Annotated in this window: 7 protein-coding genes; 2 read left to right on the top strand and 5 right to left on the bottom strand. The window is 62.9% G+C overall.

Annotated elements, in window-relative coordinates:
- Window positions 1-59: 59 nt before the first annotated feature.
- The 4 genes from AC1DZP_RS14445 to ku form a co-directional block, all read right to left on the bottom strand.
- The gene (locus tag AC1DZP_RS14445) at window positions 60-770 is read right to left on the bottom strand and encodes a hypothetical protein (protein WP_477303228.1); all 711 of its coding nucleotides are present in this window, start codon (window positions 768-770) and stop codon (window positions 60-62) included.
- A 222-nt stretch (window positions 771-992) separates the two neighbouring features.
- The gene (locus tag AC1DZP_RS14450; RefSeq protein WP_477303230.1) at window positions 993-11,213 is read right to left on the bottom strand and encodes a hypothetical protein; all 10,221 of its coding nucleotides are present in this window, start codon (window positions 11,211-11,213) and stop codon (window positions 993-995) included.
- 572 nt (window positions 11,214-11,785) lie between these two features.
- Complete coding sequence (locus AC1DZP_RS14455; protein ID WP_477303232.1) at window positions 11,786-12,055, bottom strand: hypothetical protein; 270 nt, start codon at window positions 12,053-12,055, stop codon at window positions 11,786-11,788.
- Between the two features lie 705 nt (window positions 12,056-12,760).
- Window positions 12,761-13,597, bottom strand: coding sequence for a non-homologous end joining protein Ku (gene ku / locus AC1DZP_RS14460; RefSeq protein WP_477303234.1), 837 nt, complete (start codon window positions 13,595-13,597; stop codon window positions 12,761-12,763).
- A 195-nt stretch (window positions 13,598-13,792) separates the two neighbouring features.
- Between ku and AC1DZP_RS14465 the strand changes: the two genes are divergently transcribed.
- The gene (locus AC1DZP_RS14465; protein ID WP_477303236.1) at window positions 13,793-15,055 is read left to right on the top strand and encodes a DUF763 domain-containing protein; all 1,263 of its coding nucleotides are present in this window, start codon (window positions 13,793-13,795) and stop codon (window positions 15,053-15,055) included.
- 563 nt (window positions 15,056-15,618) lie between these two features.
- Here AC1DZP_RS14465 and AC1DZP_RS14470 read toward each other — a convergent pair.
- Window positions 15,619-16,404 carry an SDR family NAD(P)-dependent oxidoreductase gene (locus AC1DZP_RS14470; RefSeq protein ID WP_477303238.1) on the bottom strand — a complete coding sequence of 262 codons (786 nt, stop codon included), beginning with the start codon at window positions 16,402-16,404 and terminating at the stop codon, window positions 15,619-15,621.
- Between the two features lie 200 nt (window positions 16,405-16,604).
- Between AC1DZP_RS14470 and uxuA the strand changes: the two genes are divergently transcribed.
- On the top strand, window positions 16,605-17,789 hold the full coding sequence (gene uxuA / locus AC1DZP_RS14475; protein WP_477303240.1) for a mannonate dehydratase: 1,185 nt from the start codon (window positions 16,605-16,607) through the stop codon (window positions 17,787-17,789).
- The last annotated feature ends 89 nt before the right edge of the window (window positions 17,790-17,878 follow it).

Raw genomic sequence — 17,878 nt, forward strand, 5'->3', positions numbered from 1 at the left:
CTTTGCACCGGCGTTGTCACGGGAGCCGGCGGCTTGCGCTTCCGGCTCCCGCGCTTCGATCACAGAGACAGCAGTTCCGCAGTCAGCGAGGAAGCCGTCGAAGGCGACATGTTCGCCACGTAGACGACCGAGGAACCCCAGTTGAATTCGAAGGAGTAGTTGTTGCCGCCCGTCGTCGCGTAATAGCCTTGTGGCGCCGCCGTGCCGGTGCCCGGGCCGGTGTTGCCGGACGGCGAGTTCAGCGCGACAGCGTAGGCGTTGTTGCCTGACGCATCCTGCGGACCGCCGACAACGGCGACGATGATCAACTGGCCGGTATTCGTCCCGAGGGTCAGCTGCATCCAGTTCGGGGTCGACGTTCCCTGGGCGATGCCGCCTGGCTTGAGCGTCAGCGCGGTGTTGATGGCTAGCGCAACCGGCTTCTGGCCGGGCAGTCCAGGACCGAAGGCCTCGATCCAGATCGGCGTCGCGGTCGCGACGCTGACATTGGTGACGGAGAGATTGTTTGCCTGCCAGTTGTTGACGAGGATGTTCGGCTGGGAAAGCAACGCCGGAGCTGTCAGGAACGACGGTGTCGAACTGCCCGAGGTCAGCGCCAGCTTGCCGGCATTGTTCAGGGAGGCGGTGTTCTGATAGGCGAAGATCATCGATCCGTTGGTCGTCTGCGGCATCGCCGCGCTGTCGTGGTAGGCCAGCGTCAGCGGCGAGCCATCCCAGTTTGGGTTAGATGCGTTTGCACCGAGAATGTCGAATTTTGCGGTCGTTGCCATAATTTCCCTCGCGGTTTGCGGGTTTCGGACTGTCGTTCTTGCAGGCGAATTCCAGAGCGGCGGACTTGAAGCCGAAGCGTGCCGTCGCTCGATCGTTTTGTTTCAACATCGGATGCTTCCAAAACCTGTTGCCGGCTTGGGGCCCCGATGGTCTGGTTTCGAAACGGCTCCTCCTTCCACTCGTGTCTGCGTGACGCCGCCGCGATGCCCGCCTTGAGGCGGTCAGCTCGCGTCGATGTCCGTCAGTTTCAGTTGCAGGTTGCTGAAGCGCAGCACCGGCGTATTGACGCCGCTGAGTGCTGCGTAAAGCGTGATGTCGAAGACCAGCCTCGCGCCTGCCGGCATTGCGTTGGCGCCAAAGACGATGCTGTTTTTGGAGGCCCAGCCGGCGATCGCCGCCGCGAAAAGCGCGGCGAAATCGCCGAGCTCCGCCGGCTGTTGCCCGTCGATCTCGAAGGACCGCGCCAGCACGATCGGAACAAGCGGACTGATCGAGGCGCTGTCGAACGCGCCGCCGGCAACGGCGGGGAACGGGAACTGGTAGGAGCAGGCGACCTTGACCCGCCTTGTGGTTCCGCTGGTCACGTTGGCGGCCGCATGCGCCGCAAGCAGCGATTGTTCGTGCACCGGGTCCGCCAAAAGGTCGGCCATGATCGTGTAGATGCGCTGGCAAAGGCTTGACGGCGATGTCGGACAGGCAGCACCTGAACCCTGGCCGGGCAGCGTCGCCACATCGATCGGCGTCGCATTGTCGATGAACGGCGTGACCGGCTGGCTCGGCCTGACCTGCGGCGTCATGTAGACGAATTCGGGCACCACCTGCCACGCGGTGTTGTTCGAGGCTTCAAGCGTGATCAGGTTGCGCTCGATCTGCACCGAGGCGAGCGCATTCTCGGCCGCCAGCACGTTGAGTGCATCGACCTCGATCGTGTGCGCCACGCCGAAATTGCCGGGCGCGGCGTTGTCGACCTCGAACAGCAGGCCGTCCGGCGGCGACGGCTGGACCGGATGCTGGTTGGGGTACGGCGTCAGGGTCGACGGGTCGAGTGCGGTGACGGTCAGCGCGACATTGGAGAAGCTGGATTCGCCTTGAGCGGCCGGCCACTGCAAATCGATCTGCCGCGTCGTCCCGTCCGGCTGCAGCGTGTCTGTGACGACGTAGCTGTCGGTGACGCTGATCAGACCCTGACCGAGGGCCATGTTCAGGCTCGGATTCCAGTCCTTGTTGGCCGTCACCTCGCCAATGGCGGTGGCGAAGGCGGCCACCGCATCGGGCCAGGCTGGATCGGCCGGGTTGCGCAGCACCGGGCTGATGGCACCGTAGACGGCCGAGGTGCGCGCCAATGCCGTGAACAGGTCGTAGGGCGGGCCTGCGCTGGGGGCAGGGTTGGCGGAGTTCGGCGGGTTGTCCGGCGCCGCGCTGAGGTTGGTGTTGTAGGTGACGGCGGTGTTGATCTGGTCCTGCGCGACGAGAAACGCCTGATAGGTGTAGAGATAGCTCCAGTCGGCGCCGTCGGCGATTGGATTGCCCGAACCCGACGTTGGCGTGTAGCCCGACCAGGTCTGGCTGACCAGCGTCGGCGGCGTCGGGTACTGACGGTACACCACCGGGATTTTGGTCAGCGCGCCGGCAGGTCCGACATGCGGCACGCCCTTTGGATAGGGATCGACGAGCTGCAGCCAGATCGATGGACGCGCTTCGTCGGGTGCGCCCGCCGGCGCCAGGAAGAACTGCAGGTTGGTGATGGCGAAACGCAGATCGAACGGCACCACTGCGGCAGCGGCCGCGTCGGGATCGCCGTAGAGGAAGGTGAGGGGGCTTGCTCCCGTGCTGCTGATGCCGACATGGGCGGTCGAGAGCCCGGCATTCTGGCGCGTGGCGGAGAAGGTGCCGGCGCCTGAACCGCTGGCGGCGGTGGCGATCGTGAAGGTGGTGTCACCGGTGACGGTGACGCCGTAGACGCCATTCGCCGGCAATTGCCCCGAACTGGCCTGGAATATCATCAGCACCCTGCTGCCGTCGGTCAGGCCGTGCGGATTGTTTGTCGTCGCCGACAGGCTGAGACCGCTCCAGCTGTAGTTTCCGGCGAGCATGGCTTCGATCTGGCCGAAGAGCTCGATATTGCCATCGGCGGCAGCCGAGACCGACTGGTTCCAGGTCACGTCGTATTGGACGATGGTGTCGACGAAATAGGCCGTCATCAGCGCCGCGCGCATCTGCTGCTCGAACACATCCTTCGCGATGGCAAGTGCTGCGGTCGTGCCGGTGAACGGCGATTGCGGGCCAAACAGCCAGTCCACTTCGTATTGCGCGTATTTCTGCGCCAGCGCCTCGCGGCCGAGCGCCATCGCGTCGTAGGCGTCGGGGGCGACCTCGAAGGCCTTGGCCGCCGAGGCCGGTGACAGCACCTCGTCGACCGCCTGGAAGAAGATGCGGTTGAGCTGATCGAGGTCGGTGTCGATGAACAGCTGTTGCGCCGGCAGCGCCGGCAGCTTGGACGACAGCTGCGGCATCGAAACACTGGCGCTGTTCAGCACGTTGTCGAGCGGCTTGGGCGACAGGAAGCGCGGTCCGGCACCGGCGGCACCGATCGAGATGTCGAGCAGCGATGCCGCTGCTGCCCACAGCGATTGCGAGCCGGCGCGTGCCCCACCGGAGCCGTCATGGGCAAGTTTCAATGACTTGAGCCGCTTGCGCGCCAGTGCCGTGCTGGACTGGGCCGTGCTCGACAGTTTCTGCTGTGGCGATGCGTCGGCCCCATTCATGCCGATGGCGAGCTTCTGCGCCGGGAAGGCGCCGACGAAAGCGGCGGCGAATTGCGACATGTTGCTGGCGCCGCCGGTCGCCGGAACAAATCCGGTCGCGACGTTCTGCGCCGACGGCACCATGATCGTACCGAACTGGTCCTTCAGATAGGGCGAGATCAAATTGGCATCGCGGGTGATGCCGAACAGCACGACGATCTCGAACAGAGGCGGCAAGGCCCCGGGGCCGCTGACGGGCATCGAAATGGTCACCGCGCCGGGGAAGTTGGTGCTGAGCCCGGCCAGCCAGTTGACGAGGTCGGCAACCATGCCGGTCACCTTGCTGGTGTCTGCAGCACCCACCGGGAAATTGACAAGGCTGCTGCCATCCGCCTGCAGGGCAAGACTGGTCTCGACATAGAACGAGATGCCTGGACCGCTGATCTGGTCCTCGATGGTGCGGAAATTGGCCAGGGCTGCCGCCTTCTGGTCCGCCGACATGCCGCTGAAGGCCGCCTGGCTCGGCGTCAGGACGATCTCGATGGTGTTCGGCGTCGAGCCGTTGAAACCATAGGTCGGCAGGATCCCCGGCCATTGGTCGACCGGCACGATCGGATCGAAATAGAGGTTGGTGTCGCTGTAGCTGGCCGGCGTTGGCAACTGGTTGCCGAAGGCGTCGTTGACGAAGAAGTCCAGCGTGAACTTGTCGTTGATCGAAGCGTAGCGGTCGGGCGTGGTGGAGCCGGCATTGGCGGTGGCGACGTTGTACAGCGGCGCGAACACCCGGTACGTGCCGGTGGTGCCGGACTGGTCGGGCTTTTGCGGCTGGATCGGCGCCGACAAATTGCTCAGCGTGAAGCCTGTCGTCGCCTGTATCTGGTAGGTGACGAGACTGTAGAGCGAGTTGAGCGACGCTTTTGCGTCACCCGCCGCGACCAGTGCTTCATGCAATTCGCGGTCGTCGGTGATGCCCGAGGTGCGCAGCGCCTCGATGACTTTGCCGCGCGAATGGGAGTTCGCCGCGCCAAGCTGCCCGGTCTTGACCAGGGCGGGGGGCGTCTTCAACTGCATGACGCTCTCGGAGCGCGTCAGCTCGACACCGAAGGTACCGGCCGCGACCTTGACGTAGCGTGCCTCGAGCGCCGGGTCGGCGGTCTCGGCATAGTAGACGAGGCCGCTTTGCGTGCCGGCAAGCACGACGGCGTTGTAATAGGGCTGGATGGCGAGCGGCGAGCCACTCTGGTTGGTTCCGCTGCCGGCCTTGTAGGTCACCAGCATCGTCACCTGCGCGACGCCCTTGACGAACAGCGCGGTTGGCAGCGCGTTGCCGGTCTTGTCGTCAAAGCGCAGATAGTAACCCTGCGCATTGGTGACCGTCGCCTGCTGGATGATCTGCAGGAAACCGTAGCCGCCATCCGCTGTGATGTCGGTGCTGGCGCCGACGGACACACCCGCCGGCAGACCGAGCGCGAAGGCCATCAGCCCTTGCGGCGGCTGCGACACCGTTGTGGTGTTGGTGCGCAGCGCGAAGACGGCATTTGGATCGACCACTGCCGAGACGAGGCCGGGCGCACCGGCGGCCGTCTGGAACAGGATCTGGATCGCGTCGACCGGCCGGTCACCGCCCCTGAGATCGTCGAGGATCCGGCCGAGCAGCGCCTCGTCCGACTGGCTGGCGCCGGACAGTGCGTAGACGTCGGCAAGCATGCTGCCTTGCGTGGCGCCCGGAATCTGCTTGACCGTCAGCGTGATGCTGGTGGCAAAGGTGATGTCCCCGGCGGGCAGCGGCGTGCCGTCCGGCAGATAGGCCCCTTGCGCCTGGCGGGATTTTACCAGGACGGGGATCGCTGCCGTTCCTTCATTTACCTGCAATTTCTCCAGGCTTGGCGCGAATGGCCGCAGGCTGAGCGCCGTCGCGCTTGGCGGCGTCCAGGCGATGGCGTTCTCCAGCGCGAAAGATTGCGGCCCGGTCGAGCTGAGCGCGATTGGTGTCGGGCTGGTTGGCGCCGTTATCGACGCCTCGGTGAAGGCGAGATAGGGGCTGAGGACGTCTTGGGTGAGCGAGAACGAGGCGTTGACGGCAAGCCAGTCCTGCGTCTTGTCGGGATTGCTCAGCGTGATGCTATAGCTGTTGTTCTTGGCGAAGCCGCCGGCCGGAAATTCCTGCCACAGAAGCGCGAACAGCGGGTCCGTGCTGGTCGACACCGCCCCGCCCGGCACGGTGAGACCGGCGGTGTAAGGCAGACGCACGCCGCCACGCAACGCGCTCGACATCTGCCCCGCGAGGCCCTGGAAGCGCGTTTGCGCACCGGGTGTCGGTGCGGCCACCGCCGCCATGAACAGCTTGTCGAGCGGTGACGAGGTCAGCCCCGCATCCTGCATCGTCACCAGCAGCTCGTGCACCGCGCCACGGATCAGTCCCTTGAAATAATCGAGGAATATCTCCTGCGACAACGGCGTGGTGCCGCCGCTGTCGTTGACCGAGGTCGGGTTCGAGGTCTGGTTGACGAAGAGCTGGTTGAAATAGGTGTCGACCGTCTGCAGATAGGTCTGCGAGACGAGGTTCTGCGCCAGGAACTGGTAGGACAGATCCTGTGCGTTGCCATTGCCGTCGGTGCGTCCGGTGGTCGCCATGTTGAGGAACGGCGGCATCGGGAACACGCAAGCCTTGGCTTTGCCGGTCGGTGCGGCAAGCGTGGCGGAGAAATTGGCGAGCTGGCTAAGCAAGGTCGGATAGTCGATCCAGCCGGTGAGCGCGTCCGGCTCGCTGTCGATGTCCTTCAAACCGGGCGTGCCGCTGCTGGAATCGAATTCGAGCAGCACCACGGAGTTGTAGGCCGGCAGGTTCAGCGCGTGCATGAGCGCGAAGGTGGCGAGCTGCGTCGTCACCGCCTCGAACGGCTTGAAATCGGCATAGGTCGGGTTCTGCGACGGGTTGTCGTCATACTGTATGCCGAGCGAGGTCACGACCCACGGCGTGCCCTTGCTGGTCGCATCGGGGAACACCACGGTCAGTTCCGGCAGGAACAGGATAGGCAGGTCCTTCGGCAGGTTGGGGCAAAGCCCGACAGTCGCCGCTACACCCGCAAGGAGCCGCTGCTTCAGCCGCGCGAACGTTTCGATCTGGGCCTGCTGCGACGAACCGGCAAGCTGCCATTCGAAGCGGAACGAGGCATTGAAGCTAAAGCTGATGGAAATGGAGAAGAGGAAGAGGTTGATCTCCACCGTGACGCTGACGCTGACGCTCGCCTCGATGTAGAGCAGGATCGAGCCGCCACCGCCGCCCGGCACACTGGGTGGCTCCAGCGCCAGGATGATGCCGATGCTGGCCTCGAGGCGGACGTTGACGCTGGCCTTGATGATGACGAAGTCGAGCGAGCCGTAGAGCTCGCCGATGATGCCGAACTGGCCTTGCAGCGACAGCGCGTCCGGTTTCTTGGCGAGGTCTCCGCCACCGCTGGTGAGATAACCGGCCGCACCCTGGATGATGCCGAAGAAGGTGACGCTCACCCCCGCCTTCAGCGGCCCGGCGGTGAAGTCCTTGCCGACGCCCAGCCGCGCGGCAAAGCCGAAGGCCAGGATGCTCTGGTAGGTGCCCTTGAACACGTCGGGGTCGGTGGCCGAACTCAGGCTGGCTATGTAGAAGCCGCCCGATCCGGTCACCGGAATAGGTCCGGCCTGCGCCTGCACCTGGAAGCAGACGCTCCAGTTGTCGCCGTCGGGGAAGCCGAGGTCGACCTTCCAGTCGCCATTCGTGTAGACGTCGACGCTCAGTGTCGGCAACGTCAGCGAGGCCGCGCCAACCTGGAAGGTGCGCAAGCTGTCGGGCAGGCTGAAGATGGCGGCGAATTTGCCGATCGTGTCGGAGATCTTGGTGTAGACGACCTCGAACTCCGCACCCTTGCCGGCACCGCCGGTCAGCTTGAGCAGCAGTGCGTAGAACGGCGTCACGTCGTAGAAGACGAAGCCGACCTCAAGCACTTTCAGCAGCGTGAAGTCGGTGACAATGATCCACTTGCCTTCGGGATGGTAGATATCGGCAAATTTCTTGTTCTTGAGGGCATCCCAGAAGTCGCCCTGCATGAACTTCAGGAAAGCATCGAAATTGGCGGGCGGCTTGGTCGGGTCCGGGCCGACCCGCTGGCCGACACCGAGATAGACGAGCTCGAAGACATCGCTGACAGCGCCCACCTTGGCGGGCACAGGCGCCGCCAGCAGCTTTTGCGCATCGTCGCCACCCCCGCCGCCGCCATCCTTGCCCAAATTGTAAGCACCGATCCAGCCAATCTGGTCGGCGCCTTCGGTCGGCGCGAACAGGCCGATGCTGATCGTCCCGTCCGGCGGCAGGCGCTGGCCCAGAATCTCGATGAAGCAATTGTGCATGCCGAGCACCAGCATCTTGGGATCGGCATCGGTGGCGTATTCGAGGTTGAACTGTTCGATCGAGATGGTCAGCACGCCCTCGATCTTGATTTCCAGCTTGCCGTCGACTTGCGGAAGCTGGATGCCGAAGGCCAGCCCACCGCCGTCCTCGGGGCTCAGCCAGCCGATGAGGACGCTGAATTTGAAGGCCGAAAGCGAACCGACCAGCCCGCCCATCGAGCCGAGATCGAGATCGAAGATCAGCGCATAGTTGAAATTGTCCTGCAGCGTGACGCCGTTTTCCGCCAGGCCAGGCAGCGAACCGAGCGAATAATAGTTCAGGCTCTCGATCGTCTGATCGGCCGTGCCCGAATAGAGGAATGACTTGAGCTTGAACGGGATCAGGTCGAGCAGGCTGTCGGCGCCGCTGCGCTTCTCGGTGGCGCCGAGGTCGAGCCGCAGGTCACCCGGCGAAAAGCTGAGCGACGGCGTGCTTGTCGACGGCTGTCCCTGGGCCGGGATCGTCAGGTCGAAGCCGACGTCGATGCCGAGATTGGAAAAGGCCAGCTTCTCGAACGCAAACAGGTCGAGCACCTGGAATTCGTTGAACTCGATGTCGCCCCAGATGGCGAAATGGGCGCTGATGTGGGTGGTGTCGGCTTTTGGCGGCGTCGCCGCGGTTTCGTCGTCGAACGAGAATTGCAGTTTCGTCAGCGTGATCTGCTTGAGATATTTGTTGTTGGACTTGCCGTTCTCGTCGGTGAAGTTGAAGACGAAATCGCCCTGGGCGACGAACGAATAGACGCCCTGTCCGGAACTCTTGTCGTCGCCGCTGGTGCCGTGCGCCTGGTAGGAGCCCATGATGGCGATGACATTGGCGTCATCGCCGGCATTGGCGGCCGGGCTCAGCGCGGCATCGAGATTGACGCCGGTCTTGAACAGATTGTTGATGGTGAGATTGACCTCGCAGGCGAAGCTGCGCAGCTCGGAATTGGTGAACAAAGCGCGCAGATATTCGACCTCGAAGCCATAGTCGATGTCGATATTGCTATCGGCGGCCGCTGCCGACTTGCTCGCCGCCTTTTCATAGTCGACCAGCGCAAAGGTCGCGCTCTGCGCCAGCGTCGGCACGGCCTGCGACGGGTCGGTGTTGTTGATGGCAATGCCGACATGATGGACACGAAAGCCGGCTATGCCTGGATCCGTCATGCCGCCGAGCACTGCGCGCACCGCCGTCGGCAATTCATCGAGCTGCATGTTGCAGTTGACGGCGAGGATGCCGTTGAAGGTCGGGTCGGTGACCGTCTGGTAGAAATTCCAGTACAGCGAGGTGGTGTCGGGCTGCGTGCCGCCATTCGGGAACACCGCGGCCTTCGCCTCGGTGATCAGCTTTTGCAGATAGGCCTGGGTGGCGGCGGCGGTGAACGTCTTGTTGAAGATGTCGGCCTGCGACCACAGCCTGGTGTCGGCGACCAGAGCTTCGATCGTCTCGCCCGGATAGAATTTCATCATGAAGATCGGCGGCGTGCCGTCGGGCGCGGCCAGCTTGCCCGGCGAAAGGTCGAACGTCCAGTCGCCGATCTCCAGTTTGTCGCCTGAAAAGTCGAACAGGGCCTGCCCGGAGCCAAGCGGGTCGGGGTTGGCGGGGTTTTCGCTGACCACCGTGAAGATCTGGTTCTGCTGCACGGCCTTGCAGATCGACGGACCCATGGCTTCGAATTCGAGGATGCCGGCCGCACTCGTCGCCATCTGCAACCCGGTCCATGCCAATGGCGTGCCGGCAAGTTCGGCCAGCATGCCTTGCGGCGTCATCGCTAGCGTCGTCGGTCCGGCGGCGGCAGCGTTTGCCGCCGCGCCTTGCTTCGGCGCCGGTATGAAGCCGCTGGCGCGCCTCGGGTTGAGCGCCCGCGATTCCATGTCGAGATAGGCGGCGGCATTGAGGTTCGGGTCGGTCGAGAAATCGAGTCCCGCATAGGGCACCAACGGTATGGCTGGCGTGCTTGCGGCTTTCGCGCTCCATGAGGCGACCTTGAAAGCGTCGAGGACATAGACGGTGAGGCCGGAAGCGGGTTCAGCGCCGGCAAGCATTGTGGCCGTGTTGGTCCGCTGATTGTAGAGCGGAGCGCGCTCGGGCTGCGAGACATAGCTGCCGTCCTGGACGATGAGCTGTGCCCACGAAGTCGTCGCGGTGGCATCGAGAAAAGCCGGGCTGGTCGGCGAATCCTGCGCTGGCGCAATGCGATAGGCCGGCTGCGCCGGTACGAATTCGAGCTTGTCTGGTGCCGAGCCGATGGTGACGGTCACGAACTCGGTGCCGGTGACGCCGCACAGCATCTGCACCGTTTCGGAGCTTGCGCCCGCGGCCAGGTTGGCGCCGGCATCGAGCGCCAGGCCGAACTGTCCAGCCGGCGTCAGGTAATAATATCGCTGCTCGCTCGGCGATTGTTGCGGACGGCCGGCGAAAACGAGACGGCTCACCGTGCTGATATCGCCGGTGTTGATGGTGCTGAGGGCAAAGGGCTTGCCGTTGGTGGTGACGAAAGTCGAGCCGAGCAGCGGGTCGGTGAACTGGAAGAAGCTGCGCGTCGCGTCGAGCGGGCCGAGCACGTCCAGCGTGACGTTGAAGCCGAACGGTGTTGTCGAGCCGGCGACGCCGCGGAAAACCGGATAGCTCAAGGCGCCGACCAGTCCGCCGCCGGTTGGCGGGTTGAAATACATCATGCCGGCCTCGAACTGGACGAGGTCGGTGGTCGCCAGTTCAAACGCGGCGCTTGCCGTACCAGCGAGCGGTCCGCTGACCGCCAAGCTCGCGAATGGCGCGGCCGACTGGAATGTCACCGTGGCGCCGGCTGGCGGCGTCGCCGTCAACAGCAGCGCCGCCGGCGGCTGGCTGTTGGCGATCTGCAAGCTGTTGGAGGCGTCGTCGAACAGCACCGTCGTGGACAGCGTGAACAGGTCGGGCTGAACCTGGAACGTCACGCTCTGCCGGAATGCCAGCGAGAAGGACTCCCCCACCGTCGGCGACGAGGTGCCTTGCCCGGTGACCGAGACCAGGATCGGCGCGATGCTGAGCGGCTCGGGAAACCAGCCGATCTGGGTTCCGGGACTGTCGGCGAAGGCTTTGCGGATGCCTATCTCGAAAGCGTTCCAGTCGCGTGTCGCCGAAGGGACGAAGAACGCGATGTAACCAAGCTGACCGGGGTCGACCCAGCTCTGGGCGGTCAGATCGAATGTCGGGTCGGCGCGTGACTTGTCCTGGAACAGAAAGGCGACACGTGCGCCGGCTAATGAGTCCGCCAGATAAAGACCGCTCGCATCGCGTTTGAAAGCGATCATGCCCACCTCCCATGCACTCTACGGCGCAATCCGGCCATCTCCTGCCGCCGCTTTGAGCTGGGCGGAAGGACTTGGTGAAGCGCTTATATTACCAAGACGTAAAGTATAATTGTAAGACGAAGAAAGTGATTTGTAAAAGACTATATTTGGGTGGATTTCAAAATGAAATAAATTTTATCTATATTGTGACCCGGCTAACTCATCGGCCTGAATGGGTTCTGTTTTGGTATCGAGCGTCGAAGTAATACGCACCTCAACAGAATCAATCACTTAGTATGACGGGTGGAATCATCTTATGTCGATGGCGGTCGCGTGCGTAGCCGCCAAAGCTATGCCCTGACCGGCGCGACGCGCTTCACGGGGCGGCTAGTAATTTGTCCTAGTCCGAAAAACTCGCTGGGGAACATCGCCGCAATCAGGGCGGCAAAATCTTTCCGCCCCTCTATGTCAAAGTTTATAGACGGCAAATTTTAGCCTGCTCTAATAGAGCTCCATGCTGTCCTTGGGGGGGGCGGGCAGGCAAGCATGGGGCCGTCGTTCGTGGAAAAACGACGGCCTTTTCCTTTCGACGGCTACCTGGCTTCGGGGTTTTGTCGGCGCGCAAAATGTTCATAGGTGATTTGCCAGGGGTCGCTCTCGGAATCTCTTTCCTCGCCGATCCAATGGAAGCTGTCGGCGGTGATCTCAGTGAAACGCCATCGGGTTTTCAAACCGAGCGAGTCATTGCCGAGCTGGACGATGTCCTTCCCCTCGGCCCGACCGACCTGGCGCGAGTGATCCTGGTTGAGCGGGTCGTTCCATAGGATGTGCCAGCCATCGATCCCAGGATCGAAGATGCGCAATGTCGTGCCATAAATCGTTGACGGCGCAGGCCGCTTGGGCCTGATCCAAACGTCCTGGATCGCGCGGCCTCCAAGCACCCAGCCAAAATGGCATTCTCCATTCCATTTCTGCATTGTGCCGTCGTCGAGGTGGTGGACCGTATCCACTTCCCAACTTCCAACAGCCATCCATACAGGGCCATGTCCTTCGCCCAGTCGGCTGGGGGACCTTCGGATCCGAGAGCGGTGAGAAACGGAGAAATCGTCATCGTCCTACTGCCTTTCGTTTCCAACTAGACGAACCAAACCGCCAGCGTAGCCCCGCACGTCCATTGTCGTGCTGCAAGAGCGCCGCCTAGTGGAATTTTGCGATGGAGGCCCGTGTCGGCGTCGGAACATTGCCGCCACAACCTGAAGCGTTGCGGTGTCCAGGGCTTGGGGAAAATTGCTAAAGTTCCGCTATGAATGAGATCGTTTGCGAACGCGATGGCGAGCGGACCCGCATGCGCATCCTTCGCGATATCCGCGCAGGATAGGCCATTTGGCTTAATTGCGAGATTGCTAATATGCCTATAGCCTGATCGTCGCTGGTCCCTCGAAGCCCCAGCACGGCCGGCACGGCCCAGCGCCACCCCGAAGGCTGCAACCGTGCCGGCCTACAACGTCGCTGCAGTTCTCCACTTCGATCAATTCTAGTGTGTTGGCGCGTGCCAGCGACGACAGGTGCTAAGCAATCTTGCGTTTCGGCGAGCCGCTCTTTGTAGGCGGCCCCAACCCTTCCTGTTTGAGGCTCTTTTTCAGCACCTCGGCCAGGTTGATGACGTTCTCTTTCGGCTTCGGCGCGGGCTTCGGCGGCTGCTTGCCCCTGCGTTTCGCGTCGATCATGGCAATCAGCGCATCTTCGTAGGTGTCCTCGAACTTCGAAGGATCGAAAGTCGTCACCTTCTTGTCGATGAGCATGCCGGCGATTTCGAGCAGTTCGGGATCATATTTCTGCGTCTTCAAGCCATCGAGCACGCTGTCCTGCGAGACCATTTCATTGTGGTTGCGCAGCTCGGTCATCACCATGCCCTTGCCATAGGGCTGGATCAGAACCTCGCGGCCGCGCTGATACAGCACGACGCAGGATCGTGCAGCGACGCCCTTGTTCTTCATGGCATCGCGGATCACGCCATAGGCCTCCACAGCGGCGCCATCGGCCGGAATCAGATAGTAGGGTTTCTCCAGATAGCGCGTATCGATCTCGTCAATCGACACGAACTCGCCGACCTCGAGCGTATGCTTCGACGTCAGCTTGAGCGCCTTGATGTCGTCGGGCTCGATCTGGAGGAACTCATCCTTTTCGACCTCGAAACCCTTCACCTGGTCTTCCGCGTCGACCGGCTTTCCAGTGTCCTCGTCGGCGTAGACGCTTTTGACCGGGAGTCCGTCCTTGCGGTTCAATATCCTGAAATGAACCTTCGACGCCTCGCTGGTGGCGCCGACGATCTTCACGCCGCAGGACACCGAACCAACCTTCAAAAAACCCTTCCAGGCAGCACGCGGGGCGACCATTTTGCTCATCCTGTTTCCAGTCAGGGCAAACGGGTTTCCGTGCAAATCGTTCCTACGGTTTGCCGCCATCCGTTTCCGCTACGCTCGGGATCGGCAAATCCGACGAACCCGCGGAGTGCGATCCGTTGGCAAGGGCGACGGCAGGCTTCCCTGACAGGTGCGCAACACCTATCTCTAATCAACGAGCAAAGCGGGCGGCAGAAATTGGCGCAACGATCTGGAAGTGCTGATCTCCCACTGCATGGCGGTCGCGTGCCCAAATGGCTCGGTGATCGCATGACGCGCCTTGGCGCGGTGATGTGCGAGGCGATCATCCATCACTGTGGTCGCACTGAATTGCTGCGCCGCCTGGCTCACCCCTTTTGGTTCCAGTCTTTCGGCGCGGTGATGGGGATGGACTGGCATTCTTCCGGCATCACGACAAGTGTTGTCGGCGCCCTGAAACGCGGCCTGTCTCCACTCTCCGGCGAACTCGGTATCCATGTCTGTGGCGGACGTGGCGCCCATTCGCGCAAGACTCCGCACGAACTGACATTGATCGGCGAGCGCGTCGGTTTCGACGGGGCGGGCCTGGCCAAGGCCAGTCGGCTGGTCGCCAAGGTCGATAGCGCCGCCGTTCAGGACGGCTTCGACCTCTACCTTCATGGCTTCATCGTTACCGACGATGGCGACTGGGTCGTGGTGCAACAAGGCATGAACGGCGACAGCAAGGTGGCGCGTCGCTACCACTGGCTGTCCGAGGGGCTGACGAGCTTCGTCGAGCAGCCGCATGCCGCGATCGAAGGCGCCAATCAGGGCGAGATCGTCAATCTGACCGACCGGCGCGCCGATGCTTCGCGTCACGGCCAACTGGAGCTGCTGCGGGATCTGGGTCCCGATCGCATCGTGAAAGAGTTTGCCCTGCTGGAGCACGGCTCGCCACCCGCTCCCGCGCAGCCCCTGCTGCCGCATCTGATCATGCCGGCCCATCATGACGTCCGCGAAAGCGACGTCGTCATGCGCCGCCTGCACGGCAATATCGCTGCCGCCGTCGAGCGCGGGCCTGCCGATTTCCCGGAGCTGCTCTTGGTGCCAGGCGTCGGTGCCCGCACCGTGCGTGCGCTGGCGATGGTGGCCGAGGTCGTGCATGGAGCGCCATGCCGGTTCTCGGACCCCGGCCGGTTCTCGCTGGCGCATGGCGGTAAGGACAGGCACCCGTTCCCCGTGCCGCTGAAAGTCTATGACGAGACGATCGGCGTGCTGAAATCGGCCATTCACAAGGCCAAGCTCGGCCGCACCGAGGAGATCGATGCATTGAGACGGCTGGACGACCAGTCACGCCAGGTCGAGCGCTATGTCACCGGTCCCAGCCTGAAGGAAATCGTGGCAGGCGAGTTCGACCAGTCGCACATGCTGGGCGGACGCAGTGTTTTTGGATGGGAGCCACCGCCGCAAGCGCAGCCGGCTCGATCCGGCACTGAGGAATGACGTCAGCCGAAGGCCCTATCCCTCGGCCCTGAAATTCTTTGCGAAGGCTCCAACAAATGCCGGAGCCTTCGCGTTTTACGAGATTTCAATAGAAGCGGATCCAGTAGGATTGGCGGAAACATCTCCGGCGCGCCAGCGGCCTCGACGCCAGTAGCGACGGCAAACCACGCGCCATCCACGCCGCGGCCTCCATACACGCTGCCGCCTCCATCGATAGTACTGCACGGGTTCGACGTCATTCTGGCTATCAGGACCCGGCTCCACAAGGTCGTCTACCGGCTTGTCCAGCTCATCGAGAATGCCGTTCCCCCGTGCTCGGGGTGCCAGCCACCGCCCTAACCGGGCGAGCTACCGCGACCACGGCCGCAGCGCTCGCGAGGCGCCTAGATGCCGAGCTAAATCTGTTTAAAAACCCGAAGTCGGTGTTGGTCGAGGTTCGCGGTGGCAAGAAACTTGCCAGTTTGGCGATGAAGACTTCAGCGCCGCGCCCGCCAAAAGCGGTCGCGCCGGGGGTCGTCAGATGTCGGCGACTCCCGGTAAAGGCCAAACCGATCTACATGGCTCTACTTCACGCCGATGCCGGCAGTCAGGCCGCCATCGATTTTGTAGTCCGCTCCGGTGCAGAACCCGGCTTTGGCCGAACACAGAAAGGCGATGAGTTCCGCCACTTCCTCCGGCTCGCCGATGCGCCCGATGGGATGCGCTTCGCCGAAGCGCTTGTAGGCGGCCTCGACATCGGCATCGGTGCCGTTTTCGCCGCGTGCCGCTTTTTCCAAGATCGGGGTGCGGATCGAGCCGGGGCTCACGGAGTTGACGCGGATGCCCTGGCGTGCGTAGTCGAGCGCCAGCGAGCGCGTCAGCGTATGGATCGCTCCCTTGGTCGTCGCATAGGCGGCGACATTCTGCTGGCAAGCGTGACCCTGCACCGAGGCCACGTTGATGATGGCGCCGCCGCCCCGCCGGATCATTTCCGGAATGCCGAAATGCGCGGTCAGGTAGATCGAGCCGACATTGACCGACATTGCCTTGTTCCAGGTCTCGAAATCGGTGCTGGTAGCTGTTCCGTATGGATGGACCGCCGCCGAATTGACGATGATGTCGAGGCCGCCGAACCGCTCGACGCCGGCCGCGACCGCATCGCGAACCTGATCCGGCACAGAGACGTCGGTGTCTATGACCAGCACGCCTGGCCCGGAGCTTTCCAGTTGCGCTTGCATCGCCGCGTTGGCCGCGCGGTCGATGCCACAGGCGATGATCGCGGCACCACCTGCCGCCAGGCGTATAGCGCTTGCGAGGCCAATCCCGGTCGTACCCGTCACCAGAGCGACCTTGCCGTCGAAATCCTTCATTGCGGGTACTCCGTTATTTGCTGTCCAAGGTGGCTCTTAATGCATGTCGCCCAAAAGTGGCCCCGGTTTTGGGGCAACGACATCCATAAAAACAGGGACCTAAAGCGCGTCGCCTGAATCCGCTCAAACGCGACGCGCTTTGGTTTGACACTCATTGCGGTCCAACAATAGGTTGCCGTCCTCGCAGAAGGAAAGCCGTAATGGAACAATGCTGGCGCTGGTATGGACCGAACGACCCGGTGACGCTCGATCATGTCAGGCAGGCGGGCGCGACGGGCATCGTTTCGGCCCTGCACGACATCTATGACGGGCGCGCCTGGCCGCTCGAGAACATTCTGGAGCGCAAGCAGATCATCGAGGCGGCAGGGCTGACCTGGTCGGTCGTCGAGAGCATTCCCGTCCACAATTCCTTCAAGATCGGTGCGCCGGAGCGCGAGCGCTACGCAGGCTACTATCGCGACACGATCCGCGCCCTTGCCAAGGCCGGCATCACAACGGTCTGTTACAATTTCATGCCCGTGGTCGATTGGACCCGCACCGATCTGGCCTATCGGCTTCCGACGACGGGCTACGCCCTGCGTTTCGATGCGATCGATTTCGCGGCCTACGACCTGTTCGTGCTGAAACGCAGGAATGCCGAGGCCAGCTACAGCGCCGCCCGCATTGCCGAGGCGGAAACGCGACTAAGGGAATTGAGCGACGAGCAGATCGACAGGATCGAGCGCAATTTGATCGCCGGCCTGCCGGCAACAGAGCGCAGCTACGACCGTGACAGTTTTCGCGAGGCCCTGGCGGACTACGATGCGATCGGTCCGAAGGAATTGCGCGACAACCTTGCCTGGTTCCTGCGCGAGATCATTCCGGTGGCCGAGCAGGAGGGGGTGCGCATGTGCATCCATCCTGACGATCCGCCCTTCTCGCTCTATGGCCTGCCGCGCATCGTTTCGACCGCCGCGGATGCGCGTTTTATTCTCAACGCCGTCGACAGCCCCGCCAATGGCCTGACATTCTGCACCGGCTCCTATGGGACGCGCGCCGACAACGACATCGTCGCCATGGTCAAGGAATTCGCCGACCGCATCCATTTCGCCCATCTGCGCAACATCACCATCGAGGAGGATGGCTCGTTCTATGAGGCCGAGCATCTAGAGGGTGGCACCGACATGGCGCATGTCATCCTCGCACTGATGCAGGAAGAGGCGCGCCGCAGCAGGGAAGGCCGCGCCGACTGGCGCATCCCGATGCGCCCCGATCACGGCCACCTGCTTGCCGACGATATCGGCAAGACCAGGATCAATCCCGGCTACTCGCTGATCGGCCGGCTGAAAGGCCTCGCCGAACTGCGCGGCATCATGCGCGCCGTGGAGACGTTCGGGCTGGCTTGAAGTCATCAGGCAGGCGGCGTGAGGAGGATCCAGGCGCAACGGCCAACCTGCCGGGCCTTCAGTTCATGCGGAAGTCCGCATAAACGTCT

The organism is Mesorhizobium sp. P2_F8, from assembly GCF_056403655.1.